At 43.3% G+C, this 21883-nt stretch carries 18 protein-coding genes; 11 read left to right on the top strand and 7 right to left on the bottom strand.

Annotation, left to right across the window (positions count from 1 at the left end; genetic code table 11):
• Window positions 1-79: 79 nt before the first annotated feature.
• Window positions 80-361, top strand: a complete 282-nt coding sequence (locus tag FS736_RS13735) for a hypothetical protein (RefSeq protein ID WP_144478188.1) — start codon at window positions 80-82, stop codon at window positions 359-361.
• Window positions 362-807: 446 nt separating this feature from the next.
• Here FS736_RS13735 and FS736_RS13730 read toward each other — a convergent pair whose 3' ends face one another.
• Together FS736_RS13730 and FS736_RS13725 are read right to left on the bottom strand one after the other, a co-directional pair.
• Window positions 808-2022 carry a M14 family zinc carboxypeptidase gene (locus FS736_RS13730; RefSeq protein ID WP_144478186.1) on the bottom strand — a complete coding sequence of 405 codons (1215 nt, stop codon included), beginning with the start codon at window positions 2020-2022 and terminating at the stop codon, window positions 808-810.
• Window positions 2023-2421: 399 nt separating this feature from the next.
• The gene (locus tag FS736_RS13725) at window positions 2422-4932 is read right to left on the bottom strand and encodes an NEW3 domain-containing protein (RefSeq protein ID WP_144478184.1); all 2511 of its coding nucleotides are present in this window, start codon (window positions 4930-4932) and stop codon (window positions 2422-2424) included.
• A gap of 400 nt (window positions 4933-5332) precedes the next feature.
• On the opposite strand from FS736_RS13725, the gene FS736_RS13720 reads away from it, so the two are divergent.
• Genes FS736_RS13720 through argH form a run of 5 tightly spaced genes read left to right on the top strand, consistent with a single transcriptional unit; the run spans window position 5333 to window position 11975 of the window.
• On the top strand, window positions 5333-6544 hold the full coding sequence (locus tag FS736_RS13720) for an ROK family transcriptional regulator (protein ID WP_144478182.1): 1212 nt from the start codon (window positions 5333-5335) through the stop codon (window positions 6542-6544).
• A 15-nt stretch (window positions 6545-6559) separates the two neighbouring features.
• On the top strand, window positions 6560-7648 hold the full coding sequence (locus FS736_RS13715; RefSeq protein WP_144478180.1) for an extracellular solute-binding protein: 1089 nt from the start codon (window positions 6560-6562) through the stop codon (window positions 7646-7648).
• Window positions 7649-7660: 12 nt separating this feature from the next.
• Complete coding sequence (locus tag FS736_RS13710) at window positions 7661-8755, top strand: ABC transporter ATP-binding protein (protein ID WP_144478178.1); 1095 nt, start codon at window positions 7661-7663, stop codon at window positions 8753-8755.
• Entirely contained in the window at window positions 8752-10443 is a 1692-nt protein-coding gene (locus FS736_RS13705; protein ID WP_144478176.1) for an ABC transporter permease, read from the top strand. Before FS736_RS13710 ends, FS736_RS13705 begins: the two co-directional genes overlap by 4 nt.
• A 41-nt stretch (window positions 10444-10484) precedes the next feature.
• Window positions 10485-11975 (top strand): argininosuccinate lyase, encoded by a 1491-nt coding sequence (gene argH / locus FS736_RS13700; RefSeq protein ID WP_144478174.1) that lies wholly within the window; start codon window positions 10485-10487, stop codon window positions 11973-11975.
• A 252-nt stretch (window positions 11976-12227) separates the two neighbouring features.
• On the opposite strand, the gene pgaD is transcribed toward argH, so the two are convergent.
• The 3 genes from pgaD to FS736_RS13685 form a co-directional block, all read right to left on the bottom strand.
• The gene (pgaD, locus tag FS736_RS13695; RefSeq protein ID WP_144478172.1) at window positions 12228-12596 is read right to left on the bottom strand and encodes a poly-beta-1,6-N-acetyl-D-glucosamine biosynthesis protein PgaD; all 369 of its coding nucleotides are present in this window, start codon (window positions 12594-12596) and stop codon (window positions 12228-12230) included.
• 9 nt (window positions 12597-12605) lie between these two features.
• The gene (gene pgaC, locus FS736_RS13690; protein ID WP_260983604.1) at window positions 12606-13844 is read right to left on the bottom strand and encodes a poly-beta-1,6-N-acetyl-D-glucosamine synthase; all 1239 of its coding nucleotides are present in this window, start codon (window positions 13842-13844) and stop codon (window positions 12606-12608) included.
• Between the two features lie 234 nt (window positions 13845-14078).
• A complete protein-coding gene (locus FS736_RS13685) occupies window positions 14079-15713 on the bottom strand; it encodes a bifunctional metallophosphatase/5'-nucleotidase (protein ID WP_186326787.1) in 1635 nt (544 codons plus the stop codon).
• Between the two features lie 243 nt (window positions 15714-15956).
• On the opposite strand from FS736_RS13685, the gene FS736_RS13680 reads away from it, so the two are divergent.
• Window positions 15957-16664, top strand: coding sequence for an N-acetylmuramoyl-L-alanine amidase (locus FS736_RS13680; protein WP_186326786.1), 708 nt, complete (start codon window positions 15957-15959; stop codon window positions 16662-16664).
• 118 nt (window positions 16665-16782) lie between these two features.
• On the opposite strand, the gene FS736_RS13675 is transcribed toward FS736_RS13680, so the two are convergent.
• Complete coding sequence (locus FS736_RS13675) at window positions 16783-17889, bottom strand: acyltransferase (protein ID WP_144478393.1); 1107 nt, start codon at window positions 17887-17889, stop codon at window positions 16783-16785.
• A 260-nt stretch (window positions 17890-18149) separates the two neighbouring features.
• Between FS736_RS13675 and FS736_RS13670 the strand changes: the two genes are divergently transcribed.
• Window positions 18150-18416, top strand: coding sequence for an IDEAL domain-containing protein (locus FS736_RS13670; protein WP_144478168.1), 267 nt, complete (start codon window positions 18150-18152; stop codon window positions 18414-18416).
• Window positions 18417-18500: 84 nt separating this feature from the next.
• On the opposite strand, the gene FS736_RS13665 is transcribed toward FS736_RS13670, so the two are convergent.
• A complete protein-coding gene (locus FS736_RS13665; RefSeq protein WP_144478166.1) occupies window positions 18501-18992 on the bottom strand; it encodes a sigma-70 family RNA polymerase sigma factor in 492 nt (163 codons plus the stop codon).
• A gap of 666 nt (window positions 18993-19658) precedes the next feature.
• Here FS736_RS13665 and FS736_RS13660 point away from each other — a divergent pair.
• The 3 genes from FS736_RS13660 (at window position 19659) to FS736_RS13650 (ending at window position 21835) form a co-directional block, all read left to right on the top strand.
• Window positions 19659-20210 carry a competence protein ComK gene (locus tag FS736_RS13660; RefSeq protein WP_186326785.1) on the top strand — a complete coding sequence of 184 codons (552 nt, stop codon included), beginning with the start codon at window positions 19659-19661 and terminating at the stop codon, window positions 20208-20210.
• A gap of 298 nt (window positions 20211-20508) precedes the next feature.
• Window positions 20509-20784: a glycerol-3-phosphate responsive antiterminator gene (locus FS736_RS13655; RefSeq protein WP_260983603.1), complete on the top strand. Its 276-nt coding sequence runs from the start codon at window positions 20509-20511 to the stop codon at window positions 20782-20784.
• A gap of 226 nt (window positions 20785-21010) precedes the next feature.
• Window positions 21011-21835: an MIP/aquaporin family protein gene (locus FS736_RS13650; RefSeq protein ID WP_144478160.1), complete on the top strand. Its 825-nt coding sequence runs from the start codon at window positions 21011-21013 to the stop codon at window positions 21833-21835.
• The last annotated feature ends 48 nt before the right edge of the window (window positions 21836-21883 follow it).

Here is a 21883-nt window from a genome sequence, read left to right as displayed (position 1 = left end):
GAGGCGGACGAGTAAGGACAGATAAACGGTCATCATGTTTATAAAATGAATAACTTATTATAGAAAGGGAGTGAAATTTATGAACGACATGAATTTTCATTTGACCGCTCGAATTAGACAGCAATTTACTTTCACCGCGGACGATAAAACGCTTAATAAGATTCTAAAGGATATATCAGATAGAGGAGTAAGTTTTACTGCTGCCACCATCACTAAGCTGCAAAACACCAATCTTGTCAGAATCGTTGTTGGTCCCCCACAATCGAATCATCCAGAGGAAAATGAGGTTGTCAGAGAGGTTCTTCGCTCAGAAGGCGTAAGGTTCAGGAGGAAAAAGTCATCCAGATTCTTGGGCTGGTAACCGGAACCACAGGCGTCTTAAGCGGTATTTATGAGGCTTTATTCCATAAGGTAAAAGTGAAAGCTATATACTATGGAGAAAACAATGCCATTATAGTCAATGTTTCCGATGTTAAAATCGCCCTTCGGTTATTGGAGGCAAATGGAATAATTGGTTAGGTGCGAATTACTTGGTTCTTGTGTCTCATTCGGGAGACGCATAAAAGGGGAGCAGTTTGTTTTATCTCTTGAAAATCCAGGACAATTCTTGTGGAAAATATAAAAAAACGCTGTTGAATTTGAATTCAATCGCGTTCTGTTTTAACTATCTTTTTACTTAAATACTGCCAGATTAAAAAGGGGAAGCAAAAATGATGCTTCCCTTTTGTCTTTGATGTGGAGGGTACTTTTTCCTAATGAATAACCAATATGGGAATTTGTTATAAAAGAACTGTCCACATGACTCTTTTAGATTCCTGGTGAATACGATGTGAGCGGGATGTTGTCATATTCTGCAGGGTCTAGCTGTTCAACCGAACCATCAACTACGCCGTTAATAATTCCATATAGTCCTGTTTCAACAGCTTTCACCAGCTGGCCTTTTTTCTTTTGTCCTAAAGAATGGGATTGGCCACGTACTTCAAATAAGACGGTACCGCTGCCATTCAAGGCGAAACTGCCAAGTGCTGTACCTGGAAGATCTAAATTTTGGCTGTAAAGGGTGATGTTATTGAAAGGTGAGTTTTCACCCAATGATTGTAGTGCGTTATATGCAGCTAGATTCAGTTGCTTGGAGAACTCGAAATTATAGTTGTCTGCATATTGAGCGTACTTTGCTCCCTCTGGCTTGTTTGGATCTGGAACAAAGTCAGCGGAAAGGGACATAGTGACAATGTCATCTGTACCTTCAACATAATATTGTCCCTGATGATGAAGATCGATGAACACATCTACATTTCCAAACTCTGCTTGAAGGGATTTATAGACATCTCGTACAGTTTGGGATTCAGGTGTAATGTACCAGCCAGCTTTGCTTGAATTACCTGGAAAGTCAGAAGCCTGAGGGACATAATTCAAGTCTGGATTAAAGTCACGGTTCACATCGAAACCAGGGCGGCCATTATAATCTCTGTCCTGAAGGATGCGATTGTTATAGTAATTCCATGCAGGGCCTGCAGCATCAGCCAGCTTTGGGAAGTCATCGACAACTTCTTCCCATGACATATCATTGCCGCGGCGGTCAAGTTCTGATGCATCTGGATTCATTTTCGGCAGAGTAACAAGGGTGATTTCCTCGCGGATTTTCTTAGCTTCTGGAGAATTGCTGGATCCAAGATATTGAAGCATGCTAAGGATTGCTTCCGTGCCCGTGTTTTCATTTCCGTGGATTTCACTTTCAATCAAGACCACTTTATCGCCAGTTCCGACTCGAGCCTGGTAAATATCTCTTCCTTTGTTCGACTGGCCGACAATCTCCAAAGCAACTCTGCCCTGGCTGTTTGCCTCAATTTGCTGTAGACGCTTCACCATCTCAGCATAATCAGTATAGCCGTTTACCGAATAAACCTGGTTTTCATTGTAAAGATTTCCGTTCGGTGAATTGGAAGCTAATGCAGGAGCAGTAAGTGAGGCGCACAAAGCCAGTACGCTTAATCCTGCCAAAACCTTTTTGCCTTTTTTCATAGAATCAATCACTCCTAATCTAGTAAATTAATTTCATGGTTATCATAATCAGTTTAATAGGGAAAAGGGTGCTGCAATTTGTCGAATATTTCGTTTTCCTAAATAAATGAGTGGAAGGCACTAGAATATTATTGATCTATTAGTAGTTTAGTTCCAACACTTAAGAGAAAGAGGGGGCGAAGAGTCATGTTTTTTTTGTTTATCTCTCAATGGACCTGATTTTTGAGAGAGAAACATTAGGCGCTGGAAACGCCCTCCTTTTTTAACCCGGGAGTTACCTCTCTTGAAAATTCGATAAAGATAGGTGATCGCCATCATGTAATGCGGTAAAAAAGGAGCAATCATCCTCTAAAGTTAATTGCTCCAGGGTTAAAGCTATCAATCTAAAGGGGTTCTTTTTTACTCCTGTGCCCCATAACTGATCAGGTTCGTGAAAATCCTATACCCACCAGGTACTTGCCCCTGGATCTGGCGGTAGAATACAAGGTTTGTATAAAGGTAGGTTCCTTTGCCGTAATTCGCCATCAGGATGCCGCCGTCGAATGCGTCTTCTCCTGGGTCAGCCATGCTGACGAATGTCTGGTATTCTGGTCCCCATGCCATTGGGTAGTAGAGTCCTCTTTCCTGGATCCAGTGATCCCAGTCGCTGTCTGTGATTTTGTTTGGATAGTTGAATAACGGTGATTCTGGCTGCAGGACGTTTACTTTTGCGTTTTCATCGGTTACGCGCCATTTGATCGAAACATTTCCGATTGTTAATGGATATGGTGCAGTGGTGTCTTTATTCCAGCCATCGTTTGGCTTGTGATACTGGACGACCAGGTGTCCGCCGTCTTCAACGTATTTAAGCAGGCGGGCGTTATTCGCGATCAGGTCTGCTCTTGACAGATAAGCGCGGATGCCGACTACGATTGTGTCATACTGGCCTAAATCTGCTGTCGCCAGATCGGCTTCAGTCAGTTTTGTGATGTTCATGCCGGCATTTGATAAATAGTCAGCAACCAAATCGAAGCCGCTGTCGATATAACCGACTTTCAGGTTATCATTTGTCAGCAGTTCGAATGCTACGCCATTCACCTGGGCAGGGTACTGATAATAGAATGTGCCGATATGGTCGTAGCTAATTTCCTGGATTGTTGAATTGAATGTTTTGCCATTCACTGCCACTTCAGCGTCTATATTGAAGTCTCCTGGTTGAATGCCTTTAGGTGGTGAAAGGGTGAAGGCTACTTCTTTTTCCTCGAACTGTGAACTGAAATCAACGGTTGCGGATTTCGGTTCTACATCCCAGCCTTCAGGAGCTTTTAGAGACACAACGGCTTGTGATGCTCCGTTAAAATAGTTCTTCACTTTTGCGGTCACCGGAATTTCATCCTGGACATTGGCTGTATTGACGATGATATCCTCAGGATTCAGGGTAACGGCAGCGTCTGGCAGGACTGCGATTGTGCCTTCGAGCTGTTTTACTTGTTCAACGGAAGCACCTTTATTTTTGTATGAAACCTTTGCCTGTAAAACAGGTTCTTTGTACGCATGATAGAAATCGGCATCTTCTGGGACAGCCACATCGAATGTGAGGGTTGCGGTTTTTCCTGGAGCCAAATCAGAGTCCTTTGCTTTTGATGTAATGGCCCAGCCTTCAGGTGCGAGTAATTCAACATTCAAATGCTCCAGCTTCTGCGAGCCATTGTTCTCTAGTGTTACGGTAACCGTAGTATCCTGGCCTTTTGTCAGGACAGTGGATTCTGCTTCAGCAGTCACATCCAGGCTGGATGAAACGAAGCTTGCTTCTTGTAGCTGCTCTTCTTTCAGGCTCAGCTTGTGGAGCAAATCAGTTTTCAGTTCATCATCAAGCTTTGCATTTTCCGTCTTCTTTTGCAGGCGGAGGACATCCTTCAAAGCTTTCTGTGATTGTGTGAATACTGCATCTCTGTCAGGATAGGAATCAATGATGGATTCAAGCTGTTCCTGGAGTTTTGTGTATTGGACTGAGAGAGAGTTTGCGTTCTTTGGAAGAGTTTTTGCCCATGCTGCAAAATCATATGGTACACCTGCAAATAGTTCGTTGCTGTTGTTTGTATCAACAGCGCTGTAAAGCAATTCTAGGTGAGTCTGGCGTGGTGCGACAGGGATGTCATTGCCCATTCCCTGGCTTTTGTGCATATAACGGGATGCTTCTCCCAGCTGTGGATAGGACATTTGATAAATTGGATCGTACATTCCAATTTCAATTGAAGTGGTGGCCGTGTCTTTTGATTCGGCAGGGAGGAAGAGCTTTTTAATCTGCCATACTGATAATCCTTCTTTTAACTGTTCAGGGTAGACTGAAGGATCTGCTGCATCTTCAAATGCTTTCTCACTCAGGATTTCCATTGCGCGGTGATGACCGTGCTGTGTCGGGGAGTTCCTGAATGAAGGCATGACGATATCCGGCTGGTATGTCCGGATGAAACGGATCAAACGCTCGTACGCAACATCTTTATCCCATTTTGAAAGTGTCTCATCAGGGCTTTTTGAAAAACCGAAGTCGTAGATTGCATCGTTCGTGGTTTCGCTTAAGTGATAAGCGGTAACACCAGTGATCTTGGCGGCTTCGATCATTTCGCGGGAACGGATGATTCCAAGGCCATTTCCAAGCTCATTGCCGATTTCGTTCTGGCCGCCTTCACCGCGGTTCGCGATCATGCTGGCGGTTTTAACGCCGAGTCCTCGTGACAGATACGCTAAAAAGTCGCTTCGCTCATCATCGGGATGGGCGCCGGTATTCAGGAAGGTCACGGTCGTGTCGAGTGGCTTCACTGCATTCCAGAGTTCGACGTCAGGCTCCTGGGTCTGGGCAGCTGAACTGCTTAAGGGCAGCATGGAAACGACTAGCAATAACGAGAGCAAACCAATAAAGTACTTCCTCATTTTTGTAACCCCTTTCATTTTTGAGTTTTGCTGAGAAATAATGAACACTCCTTCCTCTGTATGTATTTGTAGGTTAGTTAATCTGCCTAACTAACAACAGATATAACACCTAATTCAAGATAATCATAGTTAGATAATATTGTAAAATAAATAATTGTCAGAATATTAAAAATGGTTATTTATATCCATTTTGCAGGTGGGTAAATGGAACCAACTGGATATTTTATTTTATAAGGAAGCGACAGATCAAGAATATCTTTCAAATTGAAAAAATATATTTTTCTTAAACACGATTTTAAATTTTCAGAACTTTATGGTTGTAAACGGTTACAAAGTAATGTATATTTTTAGTTAATTAGTAAATCTTACTAACCAAAAAGAATTTTAAGGCCGTGATGTTATGAATCTAAGTGGAACACCGGTACAGCTGAAATCACTCAACAAGAAAAGGGTGCTACAGTGCATTCAGGAAAGTTCACCGATCTCCAGGGCGGAAATAGCCGCGAAAATCAATATCAGCAAGCCAACCGTATCATTACTGGTTGATGAATTGATTCAGGAAAAGTGGATTTTTGAGAAGGGGATTGGTGAGTCGACGTCACAGGGAGGCAGAAGGCCAATCCAGCTGTACTTCAATGAAAAGGCAGCATACATAATCGGAACGGATATTGGCGGGACGAAAGTGAAGACGGTTATTTGCGATTTGAATGGGAACATCGTTGCGAGTAGCAGTTTTAACACTTGCCAGTATCTAGACTCAGGGCTGCTGAAGCAGATTGCCAGAGAAATAGAGTTTATGGTGAACAAGGAAGGAATCGAAGACGAGAAGATCCTCGGAATGGGTGCAGGCGTTCCGGGAATCACTGAGACGGCAAACGGGATTGTCGTTGAGGCCCCGAGCCTGAACTGGGTCCGGTATCCTTTTATTACAGAGGCGAAGCGTCATATTCCGTACCCGGTTCATGTCGATAACGATGTGAATGTCGCAGCGCTTGGCGAGCAGTGGCTTGGAAATGCGCGCGATAAGCAGAGTGTGCTGTTCATCGCCGTCGGCACGGGAATCGGCAGCGGAATTATCATCAACAATCAGCTATACCGCGGCTCGTCCAGCGCGGCTGGTGAAATTGGCTACATGGTGACGGACAAGAATGATATGAAAAATGAGTTCAAGCCGATTTTTCACCGCTATGGCTATCTTGAAAGCGTAGCCGGCGGTAAATCGATTGGAGACAGGCTGACAAGGTGCATCCAGAAGGAGCCGGAGCATCCCTTGCACCAACAAGCACTTGCCTCCGAGCTGTCGGGGGAGGTGGCGTTCAAGCTGGCGAAAAGTGGTGATCAGATTGCGCTTAAAGTCATTGATGAAGCCATTGAGCATCTGGCATATGGGGTTGTGAATGCTGCCAGTTTGCTGAATCCAGAGATTGTTATTTTAGGAGGTGGTGTTCTTAAATCATCCGATTTCATTCTGCCGAAGCTGCAGGAGATTGTGAATCAATACCTTCCTAGTTCAGTCCAGCTGAAGACGTCCCAATTGGGTGACAACGCAGGGGTTCTTGGTGCCGTGTCACTGTTCATGAGGGAACATGAAAGTTTGATTAAATACCATTAATGAGGGGGAGTTTCTGTGAAACACAAGAAGAAAGTTTCAATTATCACGGCTTTGACTTTATCTGCATCACTATTTTTAGCGGCATGCAGCTCTGAAGAGGGATCTAGCAAACCGGCAGGAGATAATGGCTCCAAAGACAAGCTGGAAGATAAAGTGGTGATTTATTCTCCACACGGAAAAGATATTTTATCAGAATTCGAGAAGCAGTTTGAAGCTGAATATGACGTCGATGTCGAATGGCTTGACATGGGTTCCCAGGAAGTCCTTGACCGTGTCCGTTCTGAAAAGAATAACCCTCAGGCAGACGTATGGTGGGGAGCCCCATCCGTCATGTTCGACCAGGCCAAGGACGAAGGACTTTTACAGCCGTATGAACCTTCCTACTCCGGGGCATTGGCTGATAATTTCCACGAAGCAGACTGGAACTGGTCAGGAACAAGCCAGACACCTGAGGTTATCATGTACAACAGCAAAGAGCTGACAAAGGAAGAAGCGCCGAAGGATTGGGATGACCTGCTTGATCCGAAATGGAAGGATGAAATCATCATTCGTTATCCGCTTGCTTCCGGTACGATGAGAACGATCTTCTCTGCGATGATCTACCGTGATTTCAAGGATTCCCAGGACACAGCAAAGGGTTATGAGTGGCTTGAAAAGCTTGATGCGAATACGAAGGAATACTCTGCTAACCCGGAAATGATGTACAACAAGGTTGCCAAGGGTGAAGGTTCCGTCTCTGTCTGGGCAATGCCAGATGTTGTCATGCTGAAGGAAAACAAGAACTATCCATTTGAGTTCATCGTTCCTGAAAGCGGAACGCCAGTCCTGACTGAAGGAATCGCGATCGTGAAGAATGCGCCGCACCAGAAAGCGGCTGAAGCATTCTATGAGTTTGTCAATACGCCTGAAGCGGCGAAGCTTTTAGCAGAAAAATACTACCGCATCCCTACTCGTGATGATGTGAAGGATCTGCCGAAGTGGATCACGGATACTGAAATCAAGGCGATGGATATCGACTGGAAGGTCTTCCAGGACAATAGTGATGCGTGGATGAAGTATTGGGATGAAAACATTAAGAGCGGAGAAAAAGAAATCAAAGAATAGGATGTGTACGGTATGGCGTCGATAAAAATAGAAAATGTCCAAAAAGCCTTCGGAAAGGTAGTGGCAGTTGATCATTTGAATCTGGAAATCAATGATGGGGAGTTCTTTACCTTCCTCGGACCGAGTGGCTGCGGCAAGACGACAACGCTGCGGATGATTGCCGGATTCTATTATCCTACCAAAGGTGTCGTGCGATTTGGCGATAAAGATATGACGCGTGTACCTCCTGAAAAAAGAAATACGGGCATGGTTTTCCAAAACTATGCCCTTTTTCCTCATATGACGGTCTTTGAAAATGTCGCGTTTGGATTGAAGGTAAGGAAGATGGCCTCCAGTGAAGTAAAAACCAGGGTGCACGAGGTCCTTCGCAAGGTCAGGCTCGAGCAATACGCCGATCGTCAGGTGAGTCAGTTGAGTGGAGGTCAGCAGCAGCGTGTGGCTCTTGCGAGGGCATTAGTGATTGAACCTGAAATCCTGTTGCTGGATGAGCCGTTAAGCAACCTGGATGCGAAACTGCGCGACGAGATGCGGGCGGAGATCCTCAGGCTGCAGAAAGAATATAAGATTACGACGATTTATGTTACCCACGACCAGGCAGAGGCGCTGTCGATGAGTGACAGGATCGCTGTCTTCAATTTCGGGGTGTGCCACCAGGTGGGGACGCCGTCGGAGATTTATAATGAACCGGCCAATGACTTTGTTGCCAGTTTCATAGGCGAGATCAATCTTCTTCCTGTAAAAGTGGAGCAGGTTGACGACGCTCTTGTCACTGTCTCGGCTGGTGAAAATCAATTTGTTGTACATAATACGCCTTTTAATTTTAGTAGGGAAAACGAAGATCGTGAATTGTCCCTCTCGGTTCGTCCTGAGTCCGTGAAGATTCTTGATGAAAAGGTTGATAGGCACAATGTTTTTAAAGGAATAGTTGAAAAAGTACAGTTCTTCGGAACGATCATCAATCTGGCGGTAAAGGTCAATGACTTGCTGCTTGAGGTGAATGTGCTGAATCATGTTTCAGCGAATCTGAAGCCGGGAGCGGATGTATGGGTTGAGCTTCCTGCCGACCAAATCAGATTGATTCCGATGTTAAGCGGTGATGTGTCATGATGAAAAATCGCGATAACCGGCTGACATTATATTTGCTGATTCCAGTGCTGCTTGTCTTGATTGCCTATGTCCTATACCCATCAATAAGGACGATTCTTGAAAGTCTGCAAAAAGAGGGCAGTTTTACATTTGGGAACTTTGAGGACTTTTTCTCGCAGGAATCGAAGACGAATCTGCAAGCGTTGTGGAATTCGGTCTATATATCTGTCCTCAGTGTTTTGGTGAGTGCGGCAATCGGGATTCCGCTGGCGTTTATTTTTAACCGGTATGATTTCCCTGGCAGAGGTTTTTTCGCAACGGCTGCGATCATGCCGATCGTCCTGCCGTCATTGGTAGGGGTTATGGCATTCATGTTCCTTTATGGGGAAACTGGGCTTGTGCCGAACGCGATTAAGGATTTGTTTGGACTGGAAGAAGTGCCTTTTAAAATCGGCGGGATTTCAGGCATCCTGATTGTTCATGCTTATACGATGTATGTTTATTTCTACATGACGGTGTCATCGGCAATCCATAAAATCGACCCGTCGCTTGAGGAGTCGGCATACAATCTGGGCGCCAGTCGTTTCCAGGTGTTCTGGAAGGTGACGTTCCCGCTGTTGACCCCCGCAATCGTTGCCGCTTCGCTGTTGGTGTTCATGATTTCGATGGCCTCCTTCAGTGCGCCGTTCTTGCTGGCGGGCGGATTCCGGGTGCTGAGCCTGCAGATTTATTTTTCGAAGATTAATGGAGACATGGAAGTTGCTGCGACTCAATCTGTCATTCTGTCGATTGTGTCGATTTCCTTCTTATTGTTCATGCGCTGGTACCAGAACCGCAAGGACTACCGGATGGCGTCAAAGGGAATTGGCGCGCACCGCAGTGAAGTGAACAATCCGGTGCTGAAATGGACGATGGTGTTCATTGGCGTCATCGGCGTTATCATCCTGCTGCTGCCGCATTTCACGATTCTGCTGCTGTCGCTCGTTCCGGATGGAACCTGGACATGGCAGACGTATCCGTCGGTGTTTAACTTTGAAAACTATCGCTTGCTGCTCGAAGACCCGAATATCTTCAAGCCTCTGAAAAACAGCTTGCTGTTGTCAGTGATCGCGACGGCGGGGAACCTGGTGTTCGGTGTGCTCGCTTCGTATGTGTTGGTTAAGCGGAAGTTTGTCGGCAAAAGCTTTGTTGATATCCTCGTGATGATTCCGTGGGCATTGCCGGCGACGGTCATCGGGATGAACTTGATCATTGCTTTTAACGAGCCGAATATTTTCTCGTTCGGGAATATCCTTGTCGGTACATTCTGGATCTTGCCGCTTGCATACTTTATCAGGCATATTCCGCTCGTTGTCCGCTCGACAAACGCTGTTTTGGAGCAGCTGGATGACTCGATTGAGGAAGCCTCAAGAAGCCTTGGGGCAAAATGGTTCTACACATTCCGTAAGGTTATTTTACCAATCATTATGCCTGGCGTGCTATCAGGGACTTTGCTGGCATTTGTGGAATCTGTCGGTGAGTTCCCGACATCGGTATTGCTGTATACGATTTCAAACAGGCCGATTTCAATTGAAATCATGAACCAGCTGCGGATGTTCAATATGGGCCAGGCAGCTGCATATGGGATGATTCAGATTGTCTTGATCGCAGTCGTCTTGCTTATTTCGAACAAGTTCTTCGGGGTCAAGGCCGAACAGTCGTTATCTTAAGGCTGGAATATTAGCATAATCATAGAATCGGAGATGAAAATATGAACAAGCTAGAAGAGTTTATCAAGAATGAAGGGGCGGCTTTTCCCGGGAAGACGTATATTGAGGCACTGCTGAAGCCGGTCTTCAATGACCAGCGGGATTATTTGTTCCATGTCATGTTTGATATCCACCGGGCGCATGTGATTATGCTTGCTGAACAGGGGATTATCGAAAAAGATGAAGCGAAAGTGATGCTTGAGGGGATTAATAAGGTTGCCGTGACGGATGTCGGGCAGCTGAGTTATGAGCCGCAGTTCGAGGATTTATTTTTCATGATGGAAGCGAAAATCGGCGAGGAAATCGGCGCTGAGCTTGCCGGTAAAATCCATATCGGCCGCAGCCGCAATGATATGGGGGTCGCAATGTACCGCCTCGTGCTCAGGGAGCATCTCGTCAATTTGCTTGCAAGTGCCTATCAATTGAGCGAGGCGTTGCTTGAGCAGGCTGAGAGCCATACCGATACGATCATTACTGGTTATACACATACGCAGCCAGCCCAGCCGACGACACTGGGGCATTACTTCCTGGCTATCTATGATGTTTTGGGACGCGATATTCAGAGACTATGGGCGGCTTATCGGACGGTCAACCAGTCCTCGCTTGGGGCTGCTGCCCTGACGACGACGGGATTCCCGATCAGTCGTGAGCGTACTCGGGAATTGCTAGGGTTTGACCGGATTGTCGAGAATTCCTATGACTCGATTGGCGGAGGGGATTACCTGCTTGAGACTGCTTCAGCATTGATGACGAGCATGGTGAACACCGGCCGCTGGATCCAGGACTTCCTTCAGCATGTCACACGCGAATTCGGTTCTTTTTACGTCGCCGATCCTTACGTGCAATGCAGCAGCATTATGCCGCAAAAGCGCAATCCGGTGTCGATTGAGCATTCCCGCTCGATTGCCAGCAGTGCTTATGGGGACGCGCTTGCCGCTTTCAATATGGTCCACAATACACCATTCGGCGATATCGTCGATACAGAAGACGATTTGCAGCCGCACTTGTACCGAGCTTTCAATAACGCCAACCGCGTCTGGAAGCTGATGTACGCGGTGATTGCGACACTGAAAGTGAACGGAGAGCACACGAAAGAAATGGCGAAGAAGTCCAGCATCACGATTACAGAACTGGCGGACACGTTGGCCCGTGAATATGGCGTTCCATTCAGGAAAGCCCACTCGATTGCAAGCTTCATTTCCAAGGAGACTGTTAAAGAAGGAAAAGAACTTTACGAATGGGACGTCGAAGCGATTAACACGGTGATTCAGCAATTCGTCAACGTGTCACTCACAGAAGAAGAATGGCAAAAAATCATTTCGCCAGAATACTTCATCGAAATTCGCGACTTGCCAGGCGGGCCAAGCCCGAAAGAGGTTATGCGGATGATTGGGGATAGAAAAGAGAAATTAAGCAGAGACCTGGAGAAATACACAGAAAAAGTACGTGTATTGGATGAGAAGAGGAAAGAGTTGGTTGGATTTAGGTTTTAATATCGGGCAGGGAAGCCCTTTGCCTCCTTTTTAATTCGACAGGTGTGTCACCACCCGAAATTATCGAAAGGGAAGCACTAACCTTTGCTTCCAATGGTTCAAGATTCTGCTTCATGTCTCCATAAAAAAGAAGCACAGTAACTACACTATATTTCGATCACCGGGAGCAGCAATCCGCAGGAAGCAAGCAAAAGATTAAAAAGATAAGACAAGGGAACGGTTTCTGAATGGAATAACCGTCCCCTTGTTTTTTTAGTTTCGTTCAATATAGCTACCTTTTTTAATGGTTTCCAGTTCGACTTCTGTCATCTGAAAATACTCAGCCAGATCTTTTTCATTTGTTTGCGGCGGGAACGTCCTTCTTTTAAGGTGGCCGTATTTTCGCCTGTTATAGGAACTCCACCAGCTCAAGGAAGCAGCACTTGTGATGCCCACAAGGAATGTGAAGAGCAGTATGGAATTTGCATTGTCCAAGTTTAATTCAAGAAAAGTGAAATCAAGGTTTCGTTCAAAGTGAGAACTTAAGTTATATAAGAACAGGATGAGAAATAGCCAGCCGAAAAAAGTGAAAAACAGATCGATGATTTTTCGCGGTTTGGACTGTTTGCTGTTGATGATCATGGCTTCTCCTTACAGGTGGAGCCCGCGGTCGGGACTCTCCCAGGTTGCGAATTGGTTTTTATTTTTCCTAAGGATTTTTAATCCTCTAGGAAGCGCCCTGATAACAAGCAGGGCATTGATATGCCAGTAAAGGATTGGGTACCAGATTCCCCATAGCATGTATTTCAGGATCCCTTTTTCATACTTCCTCTCAATATAAAGAGCGACCAGGAATTGCAGTAGACAAATAATAGATAGGTAGTTTCCTATCCATAATATCGGCAGGATGAATTCCTGATGGAATATATAGTTGTACAGCATCATCAGCAGAGAGATAAACCAGGTGATTGACCAGACGACGCTAAGTACCTGTTCGATATAAACCGGGTATAATCTTCGCTGGCGCCAGTCGAGAAAGATATCCATATGGCGCAGGGTGACTTCGATGCCGCCCTGAGTCCATCGCAAACGCTGCTTCCAAATTCCTCTCAATGTTTCCGGTACGAGCATCCAGCAAAGCGCCTTCGGTTCGTACCGGACATCCCAGAACCTTCTTTGCAGCTTCCAGGTAATCCCGATATCATCAGTAATAAGGTCTGTATCCCACATTCCTGCATCCAGCAGGGCTTTTTTACGAAAAACAACAAACACTCCGGAAACCGTCATGACTTTTCCAAGCACTCTTTGCGTCCTTTTTATCAGTCCGATAATACTCGCATACTCAACCAGCTGGATTTTTGCGAGCAGGCTTGTCCGGTTGCGGATTCTAGGATTGCCTGTCACCGCACCCACTCTTTCCCCGTTATTGGGTGTAATGAAATGAGGGACAATATAGGTTAATGCGTCTTTGTCGAGGATGGCGTCACTGTCAATCGTCGCGATGAGTTCGCCTTTAGAAGCCAAAACTCCCTGTTTCAGGGCATTCGCTTTTCCTTTGTTGTTCACGACATTGACAACACGCAATTTCGGGTACAGTTCCAGCAACGATTTGAGTATATCCATCGTGCGGTCTTTGCTGCCATCGTTGATAACGATCACTTCAAAATAGGGATAATTGAGCTCTGAAGCATATTTTACCGTTTCCTCAATTGTCTGTTCCTCATTGTATGCCGGAATCAACAGGGAAACAAAAGGCAGCTCCTCTATTTTGTGTTCGAGAAAGAAATCCCGTTTCTCTTTTTTTACATAATAAATCAAACTTCCAGTAATCCAAACAATTCCCATGACCAGTGGATAATAAAATAGAAACAGCACCAAGAAGTTGATCAAATTCGCACCCGTCCTATTAAAATGTGAGTTGTAATAAGAAGATATTACTTTGTGGGTGATAGAAATAGCAATCTATTTTTGGTGGAGAATGTGCTGCCAAATTATGGAGTGATTATATTTATGCCATTAGAGAGAGGGAGGAAGAATTAGTCCGGTGTAATTCTGCGGAGTAATGTAGTATTTTTAAATATAAAAATGCCCAGCAACCATCTCGGTTTGCTGGGCACTTCTTCATTAGTTTGCTAGGTCGATAATTCGGCCTTCAACAGCAGGACTTACTGTCTTGTTTTCTTGCTGGTTCACATATTCAGTGAAGATTTCCCAGTCAACGAAACCAGGTTCGCTTACACGTCCCTCGCTATAAGCTTTTCCGAATACATCATATCCGTCTCCGCCTTTAGCAGTAAAAGTGTTTGTTGCAACTGCATATGTTTTAGTAAGATCCAGGCCTACGTAGTTGACGCTATCTTCCTTCACTTCAACTGACTGAACACGCTGGCCAGCCGGAAGAGAACTGTCATAAGTGAATTTTAATCCTGAGACCTGCAAGAATCCTCCAAATGCTGTTGGGGCGTCCTTGACGCTATGCTCCAATGCTTCTTTGATTTCAGCGCCAGTAAGCTGCATGATTCCTAAAGAATTTCCGAATGGCATGACTTCTAGTACCTTCGCCATCGTAATGTCTCCCGCATTAACGGAAGTACGGATCCCGCCGCCGTTTTGGACCGCAATTACTGTATTAGGGTTGATCGTTTTTGCTTTTGCGAGCATTCCATCCGTAATCAGATTTCCAAGATTCGTTTCAACTGTTCTTGCCGCAGGGTTTCCACCAATCAAATCAACAGCAGTTGTCCCGATTACTGTGTTTTTCATCTCATCAACAGCAGGTTTGTATTTTTCGTTCAGGATTTTAGCTGCTTCTTGATCATCTTCGAAATTTTTCACATCCAACAATTCGCCAGCATATTCGATAACACGGCCATTTTTATTAAATTTAACATCCAGGGTACCAAGGAACTTGCCATACTCATTTGCCTGGACGATGACTGTCGGTTCTTTGCCGGCTTCCACTAAAATTGGCTCGTCCAACTTAACATGAGTATGACCGCCTACGATGACATCGATGCCTTCAACTTCTTCAGCAAGTGTGAGGTCATTGTCTCCTCCGCCATCATTCAGACCGATATGAGTCAGCGCAATGATTTTATTGACTCCTTGCTTTTCAAATGCTTCAACTGCAGCTTTTGCTTCATTGATGTAGTCAGTGAATTCGACACCCTCTCCAGGGCTTGAGATATCAACTGTTTCAGCCGTCGTGAGGCCAAAGATACCGATTTTCTCCCCATTTACCTCTTTTACGATGCCTTTGTAGACTTCCCCGTCATCTGCTTTAGAAGAGAATTCATTATTTGATAGCATATTCATATTTTCATCATTATCAAAGTTTACGTTTGCATCAACGAAGGGGAATTCCGCTCCTTTTACGAAATTAGCAAGAGTGGCGGTTCCTTTATCAAATTCATGATTTCCGAAAGTCATGGCATCATAGCCCGCCAGATTCATGAACTCCAAATCTGCCAGTCCCTGAAACTCGTTAAAATAGAGGGTGCCTGAAAAAACATCCCCTGCATCTAATAATAATGTATTAGCGTTCTCTGCGCGCACTTGATTAATCGCCGAAATTCTTTTAGCAACTGAGTCTAAATGCGCATGCGTATCATTGGTATGCATGACTGTTAACTCGTAAGGCTTGCCAGGCTTCTTGCCTTTCATGTTCGCCGATGCTGCAGGAACAGCAATTGATGACAAAAGAATAGCAGAAGCAGCTACTGATAAAAGTTTGCGGTAGATCTTGTCCCGATGCTTCATTAACAATTTTCCCCCTTGTAATAAAATAGTTTGAACCTAACCTAAGCAGGAAGCCAGGTGCCAAATCACTTTTATTCTATCAAATTTATATTAATGATAAGTAAATTAATTGAAAAATAAGAGAATATAGTTCAAAAGAATCGTATCAATAGATCTAAATGATTCTTTTTCCATTTGGAAGGAGTTTAGATAATAAACACGAATTAGGATAGTAAGATGATAGAAGAATGTTGGGGGAGAAGAATGAATAAGAGGCTAGTAATGGCCGTATTGGCTATTTTTATTTTCATGGCAGGCGGGTGTTCTCAAAGGTTTGAGGAAGAGGCTGTGGCAAAAACGAAGGCTGAAAATCCGAAGCTGGCTTCTTCCGGAATTCAAGTTCCGGTGAAGAAGGACTTCATGCCAAATATGAATTTTGTGCCAAGGAGCGATATAAAAACTCATGTGGTATTGCATTTTATCAGCAATGCCGCCAATAATCCCAAGAATCCTTATGTATATGAAGAAATCAGGCAGATTTTCATTGATTACGATGTTTCTCCTCATTATATGATTGACCGTGATGGTGACATTTACTTTTTGTTGCCGGAAAGCCGCAGAGCCAGGCATGCGGGAAAGGGAGAACTGTTGGATTTCCCTGATTACAAGGATAGCCTGAATGACTATTCTATTGGAATCGAACTGATGGCAATTGGAACAGAAGCTGAAATGAAATCTGTGATGACCTCCAATGACTATAAAAAAATCCCACAAGAACATATCGGTTACACCGAAGCACAATATAAATCTCTTAATCTGCTGCTTGATGACATCCTGGCAAGGAATAAAAAGGTTAAACGAGACAGAATACATATCATTGGTCATGATGAATACGCACAGGAACGAAAGACGGATCCAGGAAATCTGTTTACCTGGTCAAAGATAGTAGGAGAGAAACGACAGGATGAGTAGTAGCAGCTCCTCCATAAATGACCAGTGTTTTTTTAAAAGTAACTATTAATGCAGCTCGAGCACCAAAACTGCAAAATTAAAAGAGAGCTGCTTTTTTGCAAGCTCTCATTTTATTTTGCTATTTAGCAACAGATACTTCATTAACTCTTGGTTGAATCTGTTTATTACTGCCAGAGACTTTAAGTTTAGGGACAGTTAAAATATAGCTGCTGAAGGGAAGCCGCTGTATTAGTTTTGTAAAAATGATTGTCCCTAAAAGAATGATTCCGAAAGTAATAGGGAATAAAGAAGTTTTCCAAAAAATTTGCGGAGCAAATCTATCGAATATGTTAATCACAAATGGATGGATAAGATAAATAGCCATTGATAGGCTGCCTATTTCCTTTAGGAATTTATCAAATATATTTATCTTTTTTAAACTGTCCATGATACCTGCCATAAACAATGTCAAAATAGGAATATTAATGAAGTTGGTTACCCTGTTAGAAGGGATGGAACCGACACTTCGGTACTCCATTACTGCTAATATGACCACCATTACAGCAACCAGACTTAGGGAGAATTTGAACTTCTTGGAAAAGGATTGAAGGGGCTCCCAATAATAAGCTAAAAATCCTCCAAAAACAAAGAAGAAAATCCATTCCGGCAGGAAAGCACGCTGGCTTATTACTAATGCTGGCATTCCTTCAAAGAAGGCAGAAACATCAACTTTCACAAAGTACCAGTTAATGATTGCTGCTAGTATCAATATGAGGGGCCAGACTATTTTTGAACGGATTAGCTGCAATAGTGGAAAAATAAGATAGAACTGAAAGACGAGTGCTATGAAATATAAGTGATGGAAAGCATTACCTGATAGAAAGTTTACCAGGAATAAATTTGAACCGTCCTTCATTGGATTGATTTTTAAAGCGAAATATGAAAATAAAAGATAAAAGATACTCCAAATTAAAAAAGGAATGCCGATTTTAGTAAACCTGCTTGAGACAAACTTATTGAGTTTAAATCCTTTTTTCCTTGTCTGGTAGAACAGCAGGAAACCGCTTATCATAGCAAACATCGGTGTACCAAAGCGGCTGATTTGATTAATAAAAAAGGTATAATCATTATACTGTTTGCCATGTTGATAGAAATAAGCAGCTGAAACATGGACAAGGAGGACCATTAAACTTGCGATTGCCCTGATATAATGAATTTCATAAATATGCTCACATTTATTGCTCATTTCCATCTCACAACCTTCTTATAAATGTAGAGAAATCCTTCTACATCATATAAGAGAAAAAGTTAGATTTCCTTATTTTAATTATCATTTAACCATTTTGTATTATTTTTTTAATATAATTACTATTTATTGGATGAGTTCTCTTTATCATTTCTAATCTAATTCTTTTTTGAAAATTGAAAATCGCTGAATATGTTATATTCCTGTAAAATTGGGTAAATAGTAAGTAACAATTACCTAAAAGAAAGTAGGGATTGAAAGTGAAGAACGACAAGAACTCTAATTATTATAAACAAGAAATGAATTTGAATATGTACATGGACACCATTCATGATCAAGACAACACTGAATTGATTTTGAATAGGGAAAAAACAAGGTATACAGAAGGTGCCAGCAAAATTATCGAAAAGGTTCAGATGGAGTTCTTGGAGAAAAGAAGAGCAGAGGAAATTGATTTGGCTCTTGCGAACAGGGATAAAGAAAGGTTTATGAAATTGACTTCGGAAAACTGGAAGGATGCTTTGTAGAGTGAAAGTAACAAGGATATTGAGAATATAAAAACGCCTGAAACCATGAATGAATTGTCGGTTTCAGGCGTTTTTTTTTTCAGGTTAATCTGCTACTTCCATCCATTGCTCCTTAAGCTTCTTTTTCGCACTGCTCCGCCACTGCTTGACCGCTGACAGGGAGACATTCTCTTTATCGGCTATTTCCCTGACTGATAGGAAATCGACGCAAGTGTAGATGACCCACTTTGTTTCTTTTTCAGTAAGCATCTGGCAGTAGCTTAGTAAAAACTCGACTTCAAGTGGATGGTCAGTGTTCGTTTCTTCGACGGTTTCCCAGTATTCCTCTTTTGGATGAACACTTCGTTCTTCCAGCCGATTGTTTCGGTTCATTTCATTCAGGATGTGTCCTTTCACGAACGTATATGCATAGTTGGTGAAGTCGCCTTTTTCTGGATTAAAGGCCTCAGAAGCCTCCCATAGACCGACAAGCCCGATATGAAAGTAATCTTCTTTATTTTTATAGATATTCAGTGCGCGGATGATTTTATGGATCATCGGTTCATATTGTTTCGCCAGCTGTTCAAAGCTTTCCATTTTGCAATCCTTTCGGGATCGCGCGCGTTCCATTGTATTCCCGGGTAGCTCTAACATACTCCTGGAACAGAAGAGGGTACCAATCACGAAAATTCATTTTTTAAAGGCAAAATGGCTAAAAAACTTCAAAATATGCTTCAAAACTGATTTTTGGAGACCTTATTAAGAAAAAGCTGTAAATTAGCGAAGAAATCAAGGATGGAAAGTGAAATTGTGAATTATTTTAGACAATTACCAAAAAAATTTTTCTTAATGGATAGGGGGTTACTTACTCTCGCCACTATAGTAGTAACACCATAGCATTGGCCCGAAATAAAGAAAAAACGGGCCTAAATGCTGGCCCGCTGAAAAATATATTATACTAATAAAATGAAATTTTGGCAATATTCCATAAGAACTAGAATTCATGTAACATAAAAATACAGATTTACATAGAAATACCACTATCAATATAATAATACCTATAGGGCTATACGCAGCCACCAAGATCATTTTTACATAAAGCTCTGTTCAAATAGACAGGAGGGTATGATGAAAAATAAAAGTGAAAAGCCCCGGGAAAATAGTCAGGCGGACATTTCCCGAGGACAAGGTGTGTTGGGTATGCCAACTCTGTTAGTATACCTTTTTTGTGAAATAAAACAAATACAAAGGAGGTCAAAAATAATGAATCTAATAAGTGACTATACAATTAATCAGGAAACAGTATTGCTGACTGGGGAATACAACGAATACGGAAAGCTTTGCGCGAGAGTAATTGAAGGAGAAGTCCCTTATCTGATCGATAAGAAACCACTTGAAATCATAAATAAAACATTGCTCGGTTTAGGGTCAGACTTCAATGCCGGCCGGAAGAGCTCCAGGGAAATACTCGGAGAAATCTATATGTGTCCGATCAAGATTAACTGCAATCTTGGTATCTGGCTGTTCCCGACTAAGTCATACAATGATGACTTTTGTGTCTGGTTTTCCCTGGCACATGTAAAAGGAACAAAAGCAATCGGCATCCGAAAAACAGAAGTATACCTAAGCTATAATCACACCTTTGTCATCAACATGAAAGAATCCCATTTCAACCAAAGAAGAAAGAAAGCGATAGAATTGCGCGAAGAGATGATGAAAAACTCCCAGGGAATGCTCACCTTCTACGTCGAAAAGCCCAAAAAAGGCTTGACGATTCGGGAAGGTGAAGGGAGAAACAGGTACAGGATAAAGTGAAAAAGAGAAGTGCCTGGGAATTGGGGCAGAGATCCACTTTAGACGAAATGGTTGACATCGCAAGAAGGTTACTGGACTAGAAAAGCCATTGATGGTGGGATACCAGTCAACAGCCAGTGTCTTCTCCTGAAAATTCCATCAGGCACTTGGCGGGAAAGCCCGAACAGATTAGATAGAACCACCAGGATCCACGTCACATAAATCCGTTCTTCATCATCCTCCAGAAACACATAATCGATGAATATACCATTTCAGGGACTCACCACTTAAGTTTTTAGAATGAAAGTTAATCAAACGTTTGATTAAGGGGAGAACTCCAGGGGCCTGGGGTTCTTCTTTATTTAACTTTATCATTGCGTTCCAGCGTGTGTTACTTCTCGATTCCCATACACTTGAGAAGACGAAGCCGGATCATATTGAAGTCCTTCCGGGCGTAGTACTCGAGCTTATTGCTGAAGTGAATGAAAGGATGAATATCCAGCTTTTCGAAGGAGGGTTTATCAGGAGTATAGAACTTGAAGCTGGTGCAAAAACGGTTACGAACGTCAAAAAAATCATGTTGGAAGCATTTTGAATAATTTCACTGTTACTAAAAAAAATCAAAATAATGAGAAAAAGTCGTTGACAGCGTTTTCAACATTCGGTATACTTCATGGTACAAGTTAAGAATGTGACGGAGAATGGGAGATTCACACAGAAATGCCTAGGTTTTTTTTAGGCATGCTGTTTGTGGATCTCCCTTTTTTGTTTCTTCTTGGCTGTATACACATTAACAAGGACACACGAAAGGGGAACTGTGTATGTCACCATTTATGGGAGAGGTAGTTGGCACGATGATTTTGATTGTCTTCGGTGCGGGGATTGGTGCTGGCTCATCGTTGAAAAATTCTTATGCGAAGGACGCCGGCTGGATTGTCATTACGATAGCGTGGGGACTTGCGGTTACAATGGGAGTTTTTGCGGTAGGATCGATAAGCGGGGCACATCTTAACCCTGCGGTTACTCTGGCGCTTGCGATTGATGGCTCATTTCCATGGGCAGATGTACCAGGCTATATGCTGGCCCAGATGATTGGGGCGATCATCGGGGCGACACTAGTGTTCCTGCATTATCTTCCACATTGGAAGGCAACCGATGACCCTGGTGTAAAATTGGGCGTTTTTTCTACAGGCCCGGCAATTCCAAACACTTTTTCAAATCTATTCAGTGAGATTTTCGGCACTTTTATTCTTGTTTTAGGATTATTATTTATCGGAGCAAACAAGTTTACTGAAGGGTTGAACCCTATTGCAGTTGGATTATTGATTGTTGTAATTGGAATGTCTCTTGGCGGTACAACAGGATATGCGATTAACCCGGCACGTGATCTCGGCCCGCGTATTGCCCACTTTGTGCTGCCGATTCCAGGCAAGGGAGGATCGAACTGGGGCTATTCTTGGATTCCGGTTGTTGGCCCGCTACTGGGAGGTTCACTTGGAGCAGTCGTTTATAAAGTGCTTTTCAAGGGAGCAATCACAGGGACTTTTTGGAGTGTAGTTGGTATAGTAGCAGTAGTACTGGCATTAGCTTATACAGTAGGGAAAAAACAAGAAGGGCAATTGGATACATCTAAAGTTGGCGCATAAAAAACGATAAACTTGAAAGCGTTTAAGTCGATAAGGGGAGGAAGAATG

The sequence above is a fragment of the Cytobacillus oceanisediminis 2691 genome (assembly GCF_007678455.1).
Classification (GTDB): domain Bacteria; phylum Bacillota; class Bacilli; order Bacillales; family Cytobacillaceae; genus Mesobacillus; species Mesobacillus oceanisediminis_A.
The sequence above is the reverse complement of the archived record's forward strand: the minus strand, read 5'-3'. Positions and strand labels throughout refer to the sequence as shown.

Bases quoted from the DNA above. Each gene is read 5' to 3' on its own strand.
- FS736_RS13660 (WP_186326785.1), top strand. From the start codon at position 19,659: ATGAATCTAATAAGTGACTATACAATTAATCAGGAAACAGTATTGCTG.
- FS736_RS13665 (WP_144478166.1), bottom strand. From the start codon at position 18,992: ATGGAAAGCTTTGAACAGCTGGCGAAACAATATGAACCGATGATCCAT.
- FS736_RS13650 (WP_144478160.1), top strand. From the start codon at position 21,011: ATGTCACCATTTATGGGAGAGGTAGTTGGCACGATGATTTTGATTGTC.
- FS736_RS13685 (WP_186326787.1), bottom strand. From the start codon at position 15,713: ATGAAGCATCGGGACAAGATCTACCGCAAACTTTTATCAGTAGCTGCT.
- FS736_RS13725 (WP_144478184.1), bottom strand. From the start codon at position 4,932: ATGAGGAAGTACTTTATTGGTTTGCTCTCGTTATTGCTAGTCGTTTCC.
- pgaD (WP_144478172.1), bottom strand. From the start codon at position 12,596: ATGATCATCAACAGCAAACAGTCCAAACCGCGAAAAATCATCGATCTG.
- FS736_RS13730 (WP_144478186.1), bottom strand. From the start codon at position 2,022: ATGAAAAAAGGCAAAAAGGTTTTGGCAGGATTAAGCGTACTGGCTTTG.
- FS736_RS13710 (WP_144478178.1), top strand. From the start codon at position 7,661: ATGGCGTCGATAAAAATAGAAAATGTCCAAAAAGCCTTCGGAAAGGTA.
- FS736_RS13680 (WP_186326786.1), top strand. From the start codon at position 15,957: ATGAATAAGAGGCTAGTAATGGCCGTATTGGCTATTTTTATTTTCATG.
- FS736_RS13675 (WP_144478393.1), bottom strand. From the start codon at position 17,889: ATGAGCAATAAATGTGAGCATATTTATGAAATTCATTATATCAGGGCA.
- argH (WP_144478174.1), top strand. From the start codon at position 10,485: ATGAACAAGCTAGAAGAGTTTATCAAGAATGAAGGGGCGGCTTTTCCC.
- FS736_RS13705 (WP_144478176.1), top strand. From the start codon at position 8,752: ATGATGAAAAATCGCGATAACCGGCTGACATTATATTTGCTGATTCCA.
- FS736_RS13720 (WP_144478182.1), top strand. From the start codon at position 5,333: ATGAATCTAAGTGGAACACCGGTACAGCTGAAATCACTCAACAAGAAA.
- FS736_RS13735 (WP_144478188.1), top strand. From the start codon at position 80: ATGAACGACATGAATTTTCATTTGACCGCTCGAATTAGACAGCAATTT.